The 15832-nt window shown below is 62.6% G+C and carries 17 protein-coding genes; 7 read left to right on the forward strand and 10 right to left on the reverse strand.

The genetic code is table 11. From position 1 onward, the window contains the following. Window positions 1-110: 110 nt before the first annotated feature. From VEK15_21235 to VEK15_21250, 4 genes are read right to left on the reverse strand one after another with little or no spacing between them, the layout of a single operon-like run. Entirely contained in the window at window positions 111-818 is a 708-nt protein-coding gene (locus VEK15_21235) for a phenylalanine--tRNA ligase beta subunit-related protein (GenBank protein HXV63236.1), read from the reverse strand. A gap of 2 nt (window positions 819-820) precedes the next feature. Next, window positions 821-1594 carry an enoyl-ACP reductase gene (locus VEK15_21240; protein ID HXV63237.1) on the reverse strand — a complete coding sequence of 258 codons (774 nt, stop codon included), beginning with the start codon at window positions 1592-1594 and terminating at the stop codon, window positions 821-823. A 21-nt stretch (window positions 1595-1615) separates the two neighbouring features. Beyond that, window positions 1616-2962, reverse strand: coding sequence for an amidase (locus VEK15_21245; GenBank protein HXV63238.1), 1347 nt, complete (start codon window positions 2960-2962; stop codon window positions 1616-1618). Then, on the reverse strand, window positions 2959-3105 hold the full coding sequence (locus VEK15_21250; protein HXV63239.1) for a hypothetical protein: 147 nt from the start codon (window positions 3103-3105) through the stop codon (window positions 2959-2961). The genes VEK15_21245 and VEK15_21250 overlap by 4 nt, the downstream gene beginning before the upstream one ends. Window positions 3106-3343: 238 nt before the next feature. Here VEK15_21250 and VEK15_21255 point away from each other — a divergent pair, with 238 nt between their 5' ends. The 3 genes from VEK15_21255 to VEK15_21265 all read left to right on the forward strand — a co-directional run bounded on the left by VEK15_21255 (window position 3344) and on the right by VEK15_21265 (window position 7253). After that, window positions 3344-4720, forward strand: coding sequence for a lysine 2,3-aminomutase (locus VEK15_21255; GenBank protein ID HXV63240.1), 1377 nt, complete (start codon window positions 3344-3346; stop codon window positions 4718-4720). Window positions 4721-4984: 264 nt separating this feature from the next. Beyond that, window positions 4985-5692, forward strand: coding sequence for a response regulator transcription factor (locus tag VEK15_21260; GenBank protein ID HXV63241.1), 708 nt, complete (start codon window positions 4985-4987; stop codon window positions 5690-5692). Between the two features lie 7 nt (window positions 5693-5699). Beyond that, window positions 5700-7253: a stimulus-sensing domain-containing protein gene (locus tag VEK15_21265; protein HXV63242.1), complete on the forward strand. Its 1554-nt coding sequence runs from the start codon at window positions 5700-5702 to the stop codon at window positions 7251-7253. Here VEK15_21265 and ligA read toward each other — a convergent pair. From ligA to VEK15_21285, 4 genes are all read right to left on the reverse strand, one after another. Next, window positions 7239-9275 carry an NAD-dependent DNA ligase LigA gene (gene ligA / locus VEK15_21270; GenBank protein HXV63243.1) on the reverse strand — a complete coding sequence of 679 codons (2037 nt, stop codon included), beginning with the start codon at window positions 9273-9275 and terminating at the stop codon, window positions 7239-7241. The two genes, VEK15_21265 and ligA, sit on opposite strands and share 15 nt — an antisense overlap. Beyond that, window positions 9272-9520, reverse strand: coding sequence for a hypothetical protein (locus tag VEK15_21275; protein ID HXV63244.1), 249 nt, complete (start codon window positions 9518-9520; stop codon window positions 9272-9274). The genes ligA and VEK15_21275 overlap by 4 nt, the downstream gene beginning before the upstream one ends. After that, window positions 9517-9702 (reverse strand): hypothetical protein, encoded by a 186-nt coding sequence (locus VEK15_21280; GenBank protein ID HXV63245.1) that lies wholly within the window; start codon window positions 9700-9702, stop codon window positions 9517-9519. The genes VEK15_21275 and VEK15_21280 overlap by 4 nt, the downstream gene beginning before the upstream one ends. Before the next feature lie 68 nt (window positions 9703-9770). Beyond that, a complete protein-coding gene (locus tag VEK15_21285) occupies window positions 9771-10784 on the reverse strand; it encodes a dihydrodipicolinate reductase (protein HXV63246.1) in 1014 nt (337 codons plus the stop codon). Window positions 10785-10902: 118 nt separating this feature from the next. Between VEK15_21285 and VEK15_21290 the strand changes: the two genes are divergently transcribed. From VEK15_21290 to VEK15_21305, 4 genes are all read left to right on the forward strand, one after another. Next, window positions 10903-12153 (forward strand): type II CAAX endopeptidase family protein, encoded by a 1251-nt coding sequence (locus tag VEK15_21290; GenBank protein HXV63247.1) that lies wholly within the window; start codon window positions 10903-10905, stop codon window positions 12151-12153. Between the two features lie 34 nt (window positions 12154-12187). Next, window positions 12188-12955, forward strand: coding sequence for a flap endonuclease Xni (gene xni / locus VEK15_21295; GenBank protein ID HXV63248.1), 768 nt, complete (start codon window positions 12188-12190; stop codon window positions 12953-12955). Window positions 12956-13042: 87 nt separating this feature from the next. Further along, window positions 13043-13288, forward strand: coding sequence for a type II toxin-antitoxin system prevent-host-death family antitoxin (locus tag VEK15_21300; protein ID HXV63249.1), 246 nt, complete (start codon window positions 13043-13045; stop codon window positions 13286-13288). Beyond that, on the forward strand, window positions 13288-13674 hold the full coding sequence (locus tag VEK15_21305; GenBank protein ID HXV63250.1) for a type II toxin-antitoxin system VapC family toxin: 387 nt from the start codon (window positions 13288-13290) through the stop codon (window positions 13672-13674). The genes VEK15_21300 and VEK15_21305 overlap by 1 nt, the downstream gene beginning before the upstream one ends. Window positions 13675-13706: 32 nt before the next feature. Here the strand turns inward: VEK15_21305 and VEK15_21310 are convergent, their stop codons facing one another. Next, the gene (locus VEK15_21310; GenBank protein HXV63251.1) at window positions 13707-15182 is read right to left on the reverse strand and encodes an APC family permease; all 1476 of its coding nucleotides are present in this window, start codon (window positions 15180-15182) and stop codon (window positions 13707-13709) included. 5 nt (window positions 15183-15187) lie between these two features. Further along, window positions 15188-15688 carry a hypothetical protein gene (locus tag VEK15_21315; GenBank protein HXV63252.1) on the reverse strand — a complete coding sequence of 167 codons (501 nt, stop codon included), beginning with the start codon at window positions 15686-15688 and terminating at the stop codon, window positions 15188-15190. Window positions 15689-15832: the final 144 nt, after the last annotated feature.

Below are 15832 nucleotides of genomic sequence, written 5' to 3' on the forward strand. Positions count from 1 at the left end.
TAGCGGTCGTTCCCGTCACGAAGATGCGATCCCCGGCACGGACCGCCCGTGAGTAGCCCACCAGGGGCTCCCACGTAGTGCCGCTGTCGAGATTGATGCGCTTCATCTGCTTACCTCAGCTCCATTTCTGCGCTGTCGCGGTCGAGGATCTCCCGATGACTGGAGCCCCCGAGGTGTTCTCGAACGCCGGATGCCAGGTCGACGAGGGCCGCTTCCAGCGTCTTGCGAGTCACGGGAGGAAGCGTCTCGATTACCAGCACGGCGTTCTTGGTCTCCTCGGTGAGCTTCGTGCGCTCCGCTTCCTTCCAGTTCCACCGGCGGCATACGGCGCCCACGTCGTCTCGATAGATGACCTCTCCCCTCTTCGGAGGTCGCTCGTCGCTCTCGCCGAGAAGCTTGACCGCGGGCTCGCTCTCGGTCGCGAACGTCAGCCTCAGATCCCCCTCGATCCGGTCGAGGTCCTCTCCTCCCGCGGGCACGAAGTGCGAGAGGGAAACGACGTTGTAGAGATCGACGAGTTTGTTGATGCTTCGTATCGATTCCCCCCGGCAGGCGCGGCGCAGCAAGTTCTCGACCGACGAAGGGTACTTCTTCGGCTTCGCCCCGAACCGCCGATAAGCGTCTCGCCAGCACGCGACCTGCGGATGCTCGGTGACGTTCTTTCCGTCGAGAGCGCCGGCGGCCTCCGTGGCCGCCTGACTCAGACGTCGGGCAATCGGTTCCGAGAGGCCTCGATTGTCCACGTCGAACACCGCCAGCACGCCGATCGCCGCACTGGGGAAGGCCTCGAAAATCTCGTGGCTGACAACGAATCGCATCGTCAGGCGAGCATGCTCCCGAGTACATGGTATCCGCCGTCCACGTACAGAATCTCTCCGGTGATGCCGCGCGCCAGGTCGGAGACGAGGAAGGCCGCCGCGTCTCCCACTTCGCCCTGGTCGGTGTTGCGCCGAAGCGGCGCGTGGTTCCGGTGGTGCTCCAGCATCCTGGAGATGCCATGGACGCCGGCCGACGCAAGAGTCTTGATGGGTCCCGCGGAGATCGCGTTGACGCGAATTCCCTTCGGACCGAGATCCGATGCGAGGTAGCGCACCGACATCTCGAGCGCCGCTTTCGCCACGCCCATCACGTTGTAGTTCGGCACGACGCGCTCGCCGCCGAGGTAGGTGAGCGTAACGACGCTCCCGCCATTCGGCATGAGAGGCACCATGCGACGGCAGAGCGCGGTGAGAGAATAGGACGAAACGTCCTGGGAGATACGGTACCCCTCGCGCGAGGTATCGAGAAAGGCTCCATCGAGCTCTTCCCTCAGGGCGAATGCCACGGCGTGGACCACGAAATCGATCCCGCCGAGCTCGTCACTCAGGCTCGTACCGAGAGCATCCAACTGCTCGTCCTCGGTCACGTCACAGGGCAGGACGATCGGATTCGTCAGCTGCTGAGCGAGGGTTCGTACGTTCTCCTCGAGTCGCTCACCCTGATAGGTCAGCGCCAGCCGGGCGCCTTCTCTCGAAACCGACTGCGCGATACCCCACGCGAGGGAGCGTTTGTTCGCGACTCCGACGATGAGCCCTCGTTTGCCGTCCAGGAGCATCCGTCCACCTCCGACGGCGGACTATACTGCAGGACGACGGCTCGACCAATCTTCGTTGGCGCAGCTCGCTTCGAAAGCGCGTGCCACCGAAAGGAGAAGCCGCTCTTCGCGCGGCGCGGCGGCGAGCTGCAGGCCGACGGGGCGTCCGTCGGCCGTGAATCCACAGGGCAGGGAGATCGCGGGAAATCCCGTCGTGTTGAATGGCGAGGCCAGGCGCAAGAGCCCCGCTCGCAGCTCTTCCCCATTTTCGAGCATCCGCTCGCCTATCCGGGGTGCGCCCGTCGGAGTCGTCGGCGCTACGAACACGTCGATGGCAGCGAAAGCTTCTCGGAAGGCACGCACGATCCGGCGGCGCGCGCGGAGCGCTGTCAAATACTCCACCGCGGAGATCTCGAGCCCGATTCTCAAAAGCTCCCGCGTGTCCTCGCCGTACTCCTCGGGCTTTTCGCGAATATCTTGCTCGTGATAGGACGACGCTTCGGCGAAGGCGATCGTGTTTCGGCACGCACCCTGAAGCTCGACCTCCGGGATGCGAACGCGGACCGGAGCCATTCCGAGATCGACTAGCCGGTCGACCGCCCGTCGAATGCACACCTCCACCTCGCCGGCCAGGTTCTCGAAGAAATACGACTCGTGGATTCCCAATCGAAGGCCCCTAACCTCAGGCTCGTCCTCGAGCTCGATTCTTGTTTCTGACATGACCTCATACAAAACCGCCGCGTCTTCCACCGAACGAGCCATGGGGCCCAAGTGATCCAGACTCCAGGAAAGCGGCGTGACGCCGTCTCGGGGAATGGAACCGTATGTCGGCTTCAGGCCCACGGTGCCACAGAGGGCAGAAGGAATGCGTACCGACCCTCCGGTGTCGCTACCGATCGAAGCGAGCCCGACCCCGAACGCGACGGCGACAGCCGAGCCGCCGCTCGAGCCGCCGCTGATACGAGAGCGGTCCCAGGGATTGCGAGCGGGCCCGTAGTGTGGATTGACGTTCGTCACGCCGTAGGCAAACTCGTGCAAATTCGTCTTCCCGAGCAAGATCGCTCCCGCCGCCCGGACCCGTGCGAGTGCTTCGGCATCCCGGTCGGAAACGAAAGTGGCGCGGAGTCTCGAGCCCGATGTGGTCCTGTCCCCTTTCGACCACACGATGTCTTTTGCCGTAACCGGAACGCCTTCGAGGGGCCCGAGAACACGACCTCGGCTGCGTGCCTCGTCCGAGGCCCGCGCTTCTGAAAGCGCCTGTTCTTCTCGCAGAGTAATGAAGGCGTTCGCTCCCGAAATCTCTTCGGCTCGCCTCAGATGATCGCGGACGAGATCCTCGGAGCTGAGCTCGCCCCGTTCGAGCTTGCGAAGGACGGTGCGGATGCTCACGGGGCTTTCTCGAGCTCGAGCTCAGGCGCGAAGAGCGGCTCTTCGTCACGGGCGGCCTCCCGCAGAGGCCGCAGGCCCTCGTGAAGAATTGCCAGACGCTCCGGAAGATGTCTTTCTTCGCAGTCTTGCGATTTTTTTTCCATGTCGTGCCTTGCCAAACTACCAGTCAGTAAGTTGCGAACTGCCGGTAAATCCGGGAATTACTCCCGCGAATTCTCGTGGAAAAAATCCCTTCTTCGCTCTGCAGTCTCAAGCGGGTAGAACGAGAACCCGTTATCTGTTATAGTGATGCCGCAAATCAACGAGGCAAGCGCGCGCCGCGACCATCCAGGGTCGATCGCGGCGCACCCTACGGCTTCCTCGGTTAGAAACGGAGGTTTAATGGCGATTCTGGATTTGCATACGAGCGAGCTCGAGACCCCGAGCGACGGAACGAAGTTCAAAGTCTTTACGCGCAAAGACATCGATCGAATTCCCCAGCTCGCGGCGCTCACGGAACGGCAGCGACGTTCCATGAAGGCCGTGTCCGCGGTGCTTCCGTTTCGCGTCAACAACTACGTCATCGACGATCTGATCGACTGGGACAATATACCCGACGATCCCATCTATCAGCTCACGTTCCCTCAGCCGGGAATGCTCGAAGAGTCGGACTACGAGCACATGCTCGAGCTCGTCGAAGCGAATGCTCCGAACGACGATGTCGAAACGGCCGCGCGTCGGATCCAACGGAAGCTCAACCCGCATCCGGCGGGCCAGATCCAGCTCAATGTTCCCGTCCTGAATGGCGAAGCGCTTCCGGGAATGCAGCACAAATACCGTGAGACGGTGCTCTTTTTCCCCGAGGCGGGTCAGACCTGCCATGCCTACTGCACTTATTGTTTCCGGTGGGCCCAGTTCGTCGGGATCAACGAGCTCAAGTTCGCGGCGCGCCAGGCAGACAAGCTCTTTGATTACGTCCGCCACCACGAAGAAGTGAGAAGCGTGCTCTTCACCGGCGGCGACCCGTTAGTGATGAAATCCAGGGTTTTGCGGCGCTATCTGGAGCCGCTCCTGGATCCATCGCTTCAGCATCTCGAGAGCATCCGCATCGGTAGCAAAGCGCCTGCCTACTGGCCCTACAAGTTCGTCAGCGACGATGACGCCGACGATTTGCTACGGCTGTTCGCGGAGGTCGTCGCCTCCGGTCGCAATCTCGCTCTCATGGCCCATTTCACCCACCCCCGAGAGCTCGAGACCGACATCGCCCAGGAGGCCCTGCGTCGGGTGCGCGAAACGGGCGCCGTGGTGCGCTGCCAATCTCCGATTGTGCGACACGTGAACGATTCCCCCGACGTCTGGGCCCGGTTGTGGACCGAAGAAGTCAGGCTCGGAGCCGTTCCCTACTACATGTTCGTAGAGCGGAACACCGGGGCGAAGAGCTACTTCGAGATTCCTCTCGCTCGTGCCTTCGAGATCTTCAACGTAGCCTATCGCCAAGTGTCGGGACTGGCTCGGACAGTGCGGGGACCGTCGATGTCGGCGATGCCGGGCAAAGTGCTCATCGAGGGGACTACGGAAGTCGGCGGTCGCAAGCTCTTCGCGCTGAAGTTCATTCAGGGCCGCGACCCCGAGTGGGTGGGCCGGATCTTTTTCGCCGAGCTCGACCCTCGAGCCACCTGGCTCTCGGACCTGAAGCCGGCTTTCGGAGAGCGGGAATTCTTCTTCGAGGAGCGGCTTCGCGAGATCAAAGCGGAACGCGAGATCTTACTCACCGGCTGAGAACGCCGAACGTTCGTCCTCGCACGAGCGGTCCCTGCTCCAATGGACCAGCAAAGCGGCGATCAGGGCGAGAAAGCCGAGCAAGGTCAAGATCGCGGCTATCATTTCCATTCCTGTTGTTCTCCTCCAACTTTAGGGGCGCTCTTCCAGTTGACACCCGCGACAAGGCGCTCCGGTGGGCAAAACGTGCAAAACCCGTGAAAGATTGTGGCGAAAATGTGACGCGGTAGCCGGGCAGGTGATTTGGCGCTAGATTGATACTGAATGAGCGCGACGGGCGGCCGGGTGGCGATCGTGGACGATGAGGCAAATCTCCGCGAGACTGTAGGTTACGCTCTCGAGCGAGAGGGGTACCATGTCGATCTCTTCCCCGATGGCCTGGCGGCCTGGGAATCGTTCTCGCGGGCCCTTCCCGACGTTTGCGTGCTGGACATCGTGATGCCCCGAATGGACGGGCTCGAACTGTGCCGAAAGCTTCGCGGCGTCAGCGAGTCGCTGCCGATCATCTTCCTGACCTCGCGCGACGAGGAGTTCGACCGCGTCCTGGGTCTCGAGCTGGGTGCCGACGACTATCTCGTGAAGCCCTTCGCCATGAGGGAGCTGGTCGCCCGAGTCAAGGTGCTCTTCCGACGGTTGGCCCTTCTGGGAAAACCTCCCGCGAGCGACGAGCAGAAAATCGCAATCGGACAGTTGTCGCTCGATCTGAACCGCTACCAGGCGGCGTGGAACGGGAGCCCTCTTTCGCTGACGGTGACGGAGTTCATGCTTCTGCACGCACTCTCCCGGAGACCGGGCCACGTCAAGTCCCGCGCCCAGCTCATGGAGGAGTGCTATCCGCACGATGCCTACGTGAGCGAGCGTACGATCGACAGCCACGTCAAGCGACTGCGGAAGAAGTTTGCCGATCTCGACGAGAGTTTCGACGCCATCGAGACGGTGTACGGATTGGGATACCGCTACCGCGAAGGTTGACGCGCCAATGCGTCGCTTCGTCTCCAAGATCTCCATTCGCCTGCTGGCGTTCAACGTCCTGCTGGTGTTCTTTCCCGCCGCGGGCGCGTCCTATCTGGCGATTTACGAGCGCAAGCTGCTCCAGGCACAAGAGCAGTCCATGGTCCAGCAGGGACGCCTGCTGACCGCTGCGCTATCGGAGCGTGGCCCGCTGTCCCAGTCCGTCATCGAGCCGATTCTCCTCCGTCTCGAGCAGCGTACTTCGGCTCGCATCCGCGTGCTCGATCGAGAAGGATGGCTTCTGGCGGACACGAGCCGGCTCGGCCCCGCACGAATCGGGGAGGAAGACGCGACCACGCCCAACGAAGGTGGACGCGATCCACGTTCGAGCGTCCTCTACCGGATTGGATCGTACCTGGTGCGAACGGCGTCGGGGCTTTTTGGCGAGCCTCCCGCCCCGGTCGCCGCCGACGGCTACTACTCGGCCGACACGCCCTTCTCCGGCCCCGAGGTGCGCCAGGCGCTCGAAGGCAACTACGGAGCCGCCACGAGGATTACCCCGGGCGGACAACGCTCGGTGACGTTGTATAGCGCACTTCCCATCTACAACGAGGGTGAAGTCGACGGCGCCGTTCTCGTTTCGCAGTCCACGTTCTACATACTCCAGGACCTCTACGAGGTGCGTCTCGCCATCTTCCAGTTTCTACTCGGCACCGTTGCCGTCGCCGTCGTTTTGAGCCTTCTCGTATCGACGACGATCTCGCGCCCGTTAAAACAGCTCCGTGCGCAAGCGGCGGCGATCCTGGACCGGCGCGGCCGACTGAAAGGCCAGTTTGGCGGCTCGAACCGGCTCGACGAGATCGGTGACTTGAGCCGCGCGCTTTCCCAGCTCTCGTCGAGGCTGGACGAGCGCATGCGTTTCATCGAATCCTTCGCCGCCGACGTCTCTCACGAGTTCAAGAACCCGCTCACATCGATCCGCGCCGCCGCCGAGATGCTCAGAGACATCGACGACCGCGAAGAGCGATCCCGGTTCGTGGCCTTTGTCGAGAAGGACATCACTCGACTCGAGCGGCTGCTGTCTTCCGTGCGGGAGATCACGCTCCTCGACGCGGATCCCGATGCGGGCGAAGACCCGCAGCCGGTAGCCCTCGACGCCCTAGTCCGAGGAGTGGTCGCCGCGGAGCGATTTCGCGACTCGGGCATCGAAACGGCCCTCCCCGAGCGACCGGTTACCGTCGAGGGGAACGCCGACCGCCTCACCCAAGTCGTGGAGAACCTCGTCGACAACGCCGTGTCGTTCTCACCGCCAGGTGGTCGCATCCGCGTCAGTCTCGAGCAGAGCGACGGCGGCGCGATACTGCGCGTCGAGGACCAGGGCCCCGGCATCCCTCCGGAGCATCGCGACCGGGTCTTCGATCGTTTCTTCTCTTACCGTCCCGCCGCGGCTAACTCGCGCGAGCACAGCGGTCTCGGCCTCGCCATCGTCAAGGCGATCGTCGAGCGCCATCGAGGCTCGATCAGCCTTTTCGACTCCCCGTTCGGAGGCGCGGGCTTCGAGCTGCGCCTACCCTCCCGTTGAAGTCTGACTCTCACCGAGTACGCGACCGATGCGCGCGAGGAACTCCTCTTCCGAGAGACTCTCGACCCCGAGCTCCTTCGCTTTCTCCGCCTTCGAGCCGGGATTCTCCCCCACCACGACGAAGCTGGTCCCCTTGCTGATGGTCGAGGTTACCCGGCCTCCGCGCTCCTCGACGAGGCGCTTGGCCTCGGCGCGCCCGAGCTGCGAAAGCGTTCCCGTGAACACGATCTTCTTGCCCTCGAGCGTTCGATCGGTCGCTCTCGCTTCGCTCTCGAGCTCGAGGCCGTGCTGCTTCATTCTCTCGATCACCTGCCGGTTACGCTCGTCGCGGAAGTAATCGGCCACGGCGCGAGCGACCTCGTCGCCGACCTCGTGCACGGAACGAAGCTCGCCTTCGCTCGCCCTCATGATTGCGTCGAGGCTTCCAAAGTGCTTCGTGAGGACACGGGCGACGTGCTGTCCGACGTTGGGAATCCCGAGGGCATAGACGAATCGGTCGAGCTCCGCCCGTTTGGATGCCTCGATCGCGTTGAGGAGATTGTCGGCGGATTTATCGGCGAAGCCCTCGAGCCCGAGCACGTCCTCCTTGTCGAGGGCGTAGAGATCGGCGAGGTCTTCGACCAGCCCGCGCTCGACGAGCTGCGCTACCGTTTTCTCGCCGAGAAAATCGATCTCCATGGCACCGCGGCTCGCGAAGTGTTGGATTCGGCCCGTTTGCTGAGCGCGGCAGGCCCATCCTCCGGTGCAGTAGTGATACGCTCCTTTGCTGACCACCGGGGAGCGGCAAACGGGACATTCTTCGGGCATGCGGAAACGTCTCGCATCGTCCTTGCGATGCTCCGCCAGTACCTCGACCACTTCGGGGATGACGTCTCCGGCGCGACGGATGCGGACTCTGTCGCCGATGCGAACGTCCTTTCTATCGACTTCGTCTTGATTGTGGAGCGTGGCACGGCTGACGGTCACGCCTGACACGTCGACCGGGCGGAGCAGCGCGACCGGGGTCAGTTTGCCGGTACGTCCCACCTGCACGGCTATGTCCATGACGTCGGTGATCTCCTGCCGGGGCTCGAACTTGAACGCCACGGCCCACCGGGGGCTTCGCGATCGCTCACCGAGCTCGGCTTGCTCGTCGCGACGGTCGACTTTGATCACGACGCCGTCGAGCTCGTAATCCAGCTCCTCGCGCCTGGCTTCGAGCTCGTCGTGATAGGCGATTGCCTCATCGATGTCCCTGCAGGTACGCGTGCTCGACTCCACACGAAAACCCCAGGCGTCCAGGAGCTCGAGAGCCTCGGACTGCGAGCTCGGATTGACTGCATCCGCATACATGACTTCGTAAGCGAAGAGGTCGAGAGGTCGGTTCGCGGTGATACCGGTATCCAGCTGGCGCAGCGATCCCGAGGCAGCGTTTCGCGGGTTTGCGAACGGCTCTTTGCCCATCTCGGTCATTCGGCGGTTGAGCCTCTCGAAGTCGGAGAGTCTCATGATCGCCTCGGCACGGATGGCGATCGTTCCCGGAGCGGGGAAACGGTCGGTGAGCAGAGCCACCGGTAAGGCACGTATGGTGCGGAGATTGTCGCTGACGTTCTCACCTGAGCTTCCGTCGCCCCGTGTCGACCCGCGGAGGAATCGGCCTTCCAGGTAAACGAGCTCCACCGAAAGGCCGTCGAACTTGGGCTCGGCAACGTATGCCGAGGGTCTCGCGCCGAGACCTCTTTCGACACGTTTCACGAACTCACGTACCTCTGCCTCGGTCATCAGCGATTCCAGCGAGAGCATCGGCGCCAGGTGGCGGACCTCGGCGAATGCGCTGTGGACCATCCCAGAAACGCGCTGGGTGGGAGAGTCCGGTGTTAGGAGATCGGGAAACTCGGCTTCGAGCTCGGCAAGCTCCCTTAGCAGCCGATCGTAAGCCGCGTCCGATATCTCGGGGCTTCCCTTCACATAGTAGAGATGATCATGGTGCCGGATGGCAGTCCTCAGGGATTCGACGCGACCGGCGGCAGCTTCCCGCTTCACCGGAACCAGCCCTGGAAGCGATCCCGAAGACGGTGGGCTTTCTCGAAGAGTTGGGGGTAACGCGCGTGAAGCATTTTTTGATAGCGTTCGAACCAGGGTATCTCGCTCGCGAGCAGCATGAATCCGACCAGAAGAAACAACACGCCCTGGAGCACGGGAACGAACAAGCCAATGATTCCAAGGGGCAGCAGGACCAATCCGATCGCCACCTTGATGATCCGCCACGCACGGCTGCGCGAAATCATGTCTTCTTCGAAGCGATTAGGACCGCTCCGCGGGTGAAGACCGCGCCCGCCAAAACAGATAGGGCGGCGAGCGACCCGAAACTGCGGTCGACCCAGAACGCCACGGTGACGAAGAGAAGCAGCCGGAGCGTCATGAAGAGGAGCGCTCGCCGCCGGCCGTTCGGCTCCGCCAGCCTCGCCATCAAACTCAGAAGCAAACCGAGCGCTACGCCGGCCAGGACGAACGGGATCCGCGTAGCCGGACTCCTTCTCAGTTACCCGCGCGATAACGCGGAAGAGGCGCGTCGATCATGGTTCGCAGGCCGGGCTCCATCTTCGCCACCGCCGGCACCATGGCAATCAACATCGCCACGGTTGCCTCGTCTCCCGCCACACCATTCTCGAAGAGGAGCTCGACCGCGGGCTTGCCGTTTACCGAGATGCGATCGTGAGGCTTCTTGGCGCCCACGAACATCTGGAGGTCGAGCGAAACACATTCCTTGTTGTTGCGGTAACCGCGGCAGACGTGATGAATTCCGGCAACCTGCCCCGCCCGCACGGTGACCCAGGGGGTCTTCGTTCCCCTCTTGGCCAGGACCGGCGTGAGTTTTTCCGTCACCTTTTCAAGAGTCCATCCGATTCCTTCCGCCACCAGATAGGTCGACTCCAGAAGACCGACGTGTCCGAGCTCCTTCTTCTTCACGCCTTTACGAAACTGGGCCGGCGTCAGTCCGGCGCCGATCTTCTTCTGCAGATTCTCCCGTCGAGTGGTCGCGTCGACGACACGCTCGACCGAGACCGATTTCACCTCGATGCAGGGGGCCGTGGCGACGAGAGCCATCGTATCCATGACATAACCGGGGTTGACCCCGGTTCCAAGGACCACCACGTCGACATCCTTTGCCATCCGATCGAGCTCCTTGGCCTGGGCCGCGTACTGTACGTGGGGTGCGAGTAGCTCCTCACATGAGCTCACTACATGGCAGCGCGCCTTGATGCAGTCCCGGATTTGAGATTGGACCGAGGGGAATCGGGACCCCGTCGACAGAATCACGACGTCGGGTCGTGTGACCTGAAGAACCTCATCGGCCCGGTCGGACAAACGGACGCCGGAAGGCTGTTTGAGACCTGCCAGGTCGGCCACATCGCGCTGCTGCATCTTCGGATCGTTGTCGATGGCTCCAACCAGCTCGATGTCCTGGCGCCCGAGAAGCCTCGTAGCCGTTGCGAGCCCGATTTGCCCCATACCATAAGCCACTACCCGGATTTTCCCCGAGCCAATCATCGAGCTCACCTCCTCGAATGTCGAAAACCTGATTCAAGCGCGAGAGATTATCGCACTAGCTCGCTCGGCTCAATCGGGGCGCTTGGAAGGCCGGGCTCGGCATCTTATAGTGACGATCATGGATCCGAAGGAAGCGGGACAGGTTCCCACGCCGGCAGTGGCTGTGGCTCTATTCGCCGTGACCCTGGTCCTTAACGTGGTGGTGGGAATCGCGTTCATGAGCCTCGAGCTCGAGGAAACGTGGTTGCTCGTCGTAACACCCGTAATCCTGATCGCCGTGACCGTGCTTGCGGTGAGTTACTTCGGTTTCGACGCCAGGGAGACTCTCCTGCTTCGTAGTCCTTCTGCCGCCGACCTCCTGATGGCCTTTCCTCTCGCACTCTCCTTTGTGGTTCTGAACGATCAGTTGTCGACTCTCACCCAGGAGCTCTATCCGATCTCGGAAGAGATCCAGCAGAGTTGGCTTCGAATGATTCGCGCCGAGACGCCCGCCGACTGGATATTCAAGATCGCTACCATAGGAGTCGGAGCAGCCGTCTCCGAGGAGCTGCTCTTTCGCGGTTTCATCCAGGGCGCGTTTCTCCGTGGTATGAGCCGGACGGCCGCGGTGCTCTGGACGTCGTTTCTCTTCATGGCGCTGCACGTTCTCCCCTTTCCCAGTTTCGCGGCGGCAGGCATCGTCCTCGGCGTTGCCGCGATGTCGTCGAGAAGCCTCGTCGTTCCCGTCGCGATACATTTCACCAACAACCTCAGTGCGCTCGCTCTCGTCAACCTCGCAGACCTGGAGACCCTTGGCGATCCGGTCTGGATCCCGGGCTCCATTCTGCTTCCCGCCCTGGCGGTGTTCGCCCTCTGCGCCACTTATTTCCTGCGAAAGCTTCCCCCAGCACCCGCCCGCAAGCCGGTCGTTCCTCGTCGTTCGACGGATGACGTCGCGAGTCTGGCTGCAGGCTCCTCGATTACCGACGCTCTGGCGAGCGTACCAGGGTTGCGGAGACGGCTCGGCTGGCTCGTGGTGGGGGCCGCTCTGGCGATCGGCGTGACGATACTGACCGGGCTCTTCTTCTTCACGGTCTATGCGGCCTATCCGCAGAGCGTTCAAGGGAGGATCATCGAGTTCCTGGGACGCACCTGCACCGAACGTCTCACGCCCGAGGCTCACCATCGAGGTCGCGAGTTGGCCGTCGCCTTCGACGTCCTGGCCAGTTCCAACGAGAACGGGGCGCTAGCCCCTTCACAACTGGGAAAAGTGATCGTCGCCTGCGCGCGCGTGAGCGCGGACCAAGAACTTCACGATCCCGAGGTCGATGAGTTGCTCGCAGTCATTCGAGAGGCGGCCGGCCTGACCGACGCCCCACGGCGACTCTAGTCAGCAGGCTGATGAAACCAAGGACGCGCCTTCGGTGATACACTTTCTCGTCGTTGACGCGCTGAACTTGATTCGGCGGATCTACGCCGCGACACCCGACGACGATGCGTCTGCTCACTTCGATTCCGCCCTCGACGCTTGTCGGCAGTCCCTCGGCCGTGCTCTGAAGGAGTTTACGCCGAGCCACGCGGTGGCGGTATTCGACGGGGAAGGCCCGACGTGGCGCCATGAGCGCTACGACGAGTACAAGGCGGGCCGAAAGCCAATGCCGGAGCCGCTTCGTTCCGGCCTTACCCGCTACCGCTCGGCTTTCTCCGAGCTCGGGGTCGCCTCGGTCGACAAGCCGTGTATCGAGGCGGACGACGTCATGGCCACGCTCGCTGAGAAGATCGCAGCTCACCAGGGACAGGCGACGATCCTCTCGACCGACACCGCGTTCTGCCAGCTCGTCTCGGACCGAATCCGCGTGTGGGACCATTTCAATCGCCGGCCACTAGACGCCGGTTACATCGCGAAGAAGTTTCTCGTACGCCCGGAGCAGCTCGTCGATCTGTGGGCCCTCGCAGGAAGCAGCACGACGCACATTCCCGGTGTGCCCGGCGTCGGCATCAAGACCGCGGCGAGGCTCGTCACCGAACATGGTGATTTGGACCGCGTCCTCGGGGCGGCGCCAAGGATCGGTGGAAGACTCGGCCAGAATCTGCGAGAACATGCCGATCGGGCGCGTCTTTCGCGAGAGCTCGCCCGGCTTCGCACGGATCTCGAGCTCGGCTGGAGCTCACGATCGTTTCGGCTCGGTTGAGGGTTGACGTCTCTGAAAGTCATCAAACAGCTCAAAAACTTGCCATTCCGGGTGTGACCAACTAGACTAGACCATGAGGGTGCTTCGGTGAAGCAGGTGAATATCTACGAGGCCAAGACGCGGCTGTCGCAACTCGTCGAGGACGCGGCCTCGGGCGAGGACGTGGTCATCGCCCGAGCCGGCAAGCCTGTCGCACGACTTACGCAGTTAGATAAGTCGGAGAAAAGGGGCCGCAAGCGGCGTTTGGGATTACTAGACGGACGGTTCGCGATTCCTGACGACTTCAACCAGCCCCTCCCGGAGGAAATGATTCGCGCTTTCACGAAGCGCTGATGCGACTCCTGGTCGACACTCATCTCCTGCTCTGGGCGGTCGCCCAGAGCCGGCGCCTTTCGAAGAAAGCTCGCCGGCTCCTCGAGGACCCGCGGAACGATGTGTACTACAGCGCCGCGAGCCTCTGGGAGATCGCGATCAAGCTCGGGTTGGGGCGTGATGACTTCGACGTTGATCTCGGCGAGCTCCGGTCGGCGCTGATTGACATGGGGTTCGTGGAGCTTCCCGTCACGGGCGGCCACGCTGAAAGGCTCGTCGCCCTTCCCCCGATTCACAAGGACCCGTTCGACCGCATGCTCGTCGCGCAAAGCCTATCGGAACCTCTCATCCTGCTGACCAACGACGACGTGCTCAAGGAATACGGCGAGCTCGTCCACGTGGTATGACTCCAAGGCGAGGGCGCGAGTCGAGATCTCGGTCAGTTGGGCGGTAGCCCCCTGAAACGGGCGTGCAGGTCCACTCCAGCGCGCTCGAGCTTCCGCCAGCGAACGAAGAAGACGCAAGAAGCCACGGCGAGCACGATGAGATAGGTGTAGAACGCGTGGTAGTACCAGGCGTCGGATTCCGTGGACAGATCCTTGACGACCTGGAGAACGATAAGCACCGTGAGAAGCACCGCGCTCGTGCCACCCACCAGGAGTTGTGCCCGCCGACCGGTCAGAAAACGGACTTGCCGCGCCAGCTCGGGATTGCGCGAGGGAAGAAAAACGACGGACAGCGCCATCAAAAAGAAGTTCACCAGCATCGATGTCACTAGAAGATCCACCCCGACGAAGAAATCTCCCGCCGAATGGTTGAGAAGAATCCCTACCGAGGCCGTTGCCGCGCTCGCGACGATCGCCCAGTGAGGGGTGTGGTAGCGCACGTTGATCGCGGCGAAGCCTCTCGGAAAAATCTCGTCCTCGGCCCAGGCGAACATGAGCCGCGAGACCGAGAGGATCATGGCCGGTAGATCGTTGGCGAGAGCGATGGTCGCCGCCGCCACGATTGCCACGGAGAAGGCCGGCGGCAGCAGATAAGCGAGCAGACCGGGCGCAGTCAGGTCGGTAGTGGCGGCTCGCTCAGCGATGAAGCTCCAGGGAACGGCGTGGTAGATGGCCGCCGTGAAGCTCATGTAGTAGGCGCCGACGCTCGCGATCGAAAGGACGATTGCGAGCGGCAGATTGCGAGACGGGTTCTTCGCCTCGCCCCCGGCCTGGGCTACGGCGTCGAAGCCGATGAAGCTCGAGAACAACAAAACCGAAGCCGTGAGAATCCGCTCCCAGTCGTAGCTTTCGGGCGGAGGAAGGGCGATCTGCACGCCCTCGCGGGCTTCGACCGCGGCGACGAAGTCCCCGTGGTCGAACAGGAACCCCGCGGGTATTGCTACGAGGCCACCGGTGAACATGAGGACCATCAGAGGGACGAGCGTCCGCTCGTAGGTCTTCGTACCCATTAGATTGACGACCGTGAACAACCACAGGAACGCGAGCGGCACGACGAGCCGCACGGCGGATGTCTCGAGGAAGGCGGCGACCCCCGAGAACGAAACGCTGGCCGCGATGTCGCGAAGAAACGGAACCAGAACGTAGGCAACGACGCCGATGGCCATGGAGATGCCGAACCACTGCGAAAAGCTGGCGACGAAGCCGAGGTACGGCGAGAGCGCTCGACTCGCGAATACATAGCTTCCACCGGCGCGCGGCATGGCCGAGGCCAAGATCGCGTAGCACAGCGCCGCGAGAAGCGCCGGCACGACACCCAGCGAGTAGGCCAAGAGCACATTTCCGTCGATTCCGGGAACGTTTCGCTGGATCATGAAGGGAACCACGTTGATGCCGGCGCCCAACATCGCGCACACCCCGGTGGCGACGAGACCCAGGAGTCCCAGGTCGCGGCGAAGGCCGGTGCTCACGCCCGTCACTCCTCGCCTGTCACCCAACCCTGGGGCAACAGGGTGGGAAGATGGACGAGTACGAAGGCGAGAACCAGATAGGGCGTTCCTTGCGCGATGCTCCGGAACGACAAGAAGAAGCCGGCGCTGATCAGGTGCACGACCAGACTCCCGTAGACGGCGAGTAGCAACGAACGTCGGAACGTGGGCATCGTACCGATTCCAACGAGGGCAAGCGTCTCGATCGCGCTTGCGGCCAGGAAGCTGACGCCGATATGAGGCAGCAAGGAGATGTCGAGGTGGAACGGCAGTCCGGCGACGAGTGACGCGGCGTTGGCGACCAGAGCACTGAAGTAAGGCCGCCGGCCGCCCAGCCGGCGATAGACGAGGCCTTTGATTGGCACGAAGAGGAGGATGAGCAAGGAAGCCATCGCCAGGCTCCGCCAGGAAGGCCCCTCGAGGACATACAGAAGAAGAGCGACGACGACGAAAACCAGAACCGTGGCCTGCGCGAGCCTGCGCGTCACGTGACTCATCCGCCGCCGGCAAGCTCGCGCGCCACCAGCTCCTCCTCGGTCTCGGCTGTTCGGACGATCCGAAAACGTCCCTCCTCGACCACGAGCTCCGCGGGTCGAGCCCGCAAGTTGTAGTTCGAGCTCATCACGAATCCA

This window comes from Vicinamibacteria bacterium (assembly GCA_035620555.1).
GTDB lineage: Bacteria > Acidobacteriota > Vicinamibacteria > Marinacidobacterales > SMYC01 > DASPGQ01.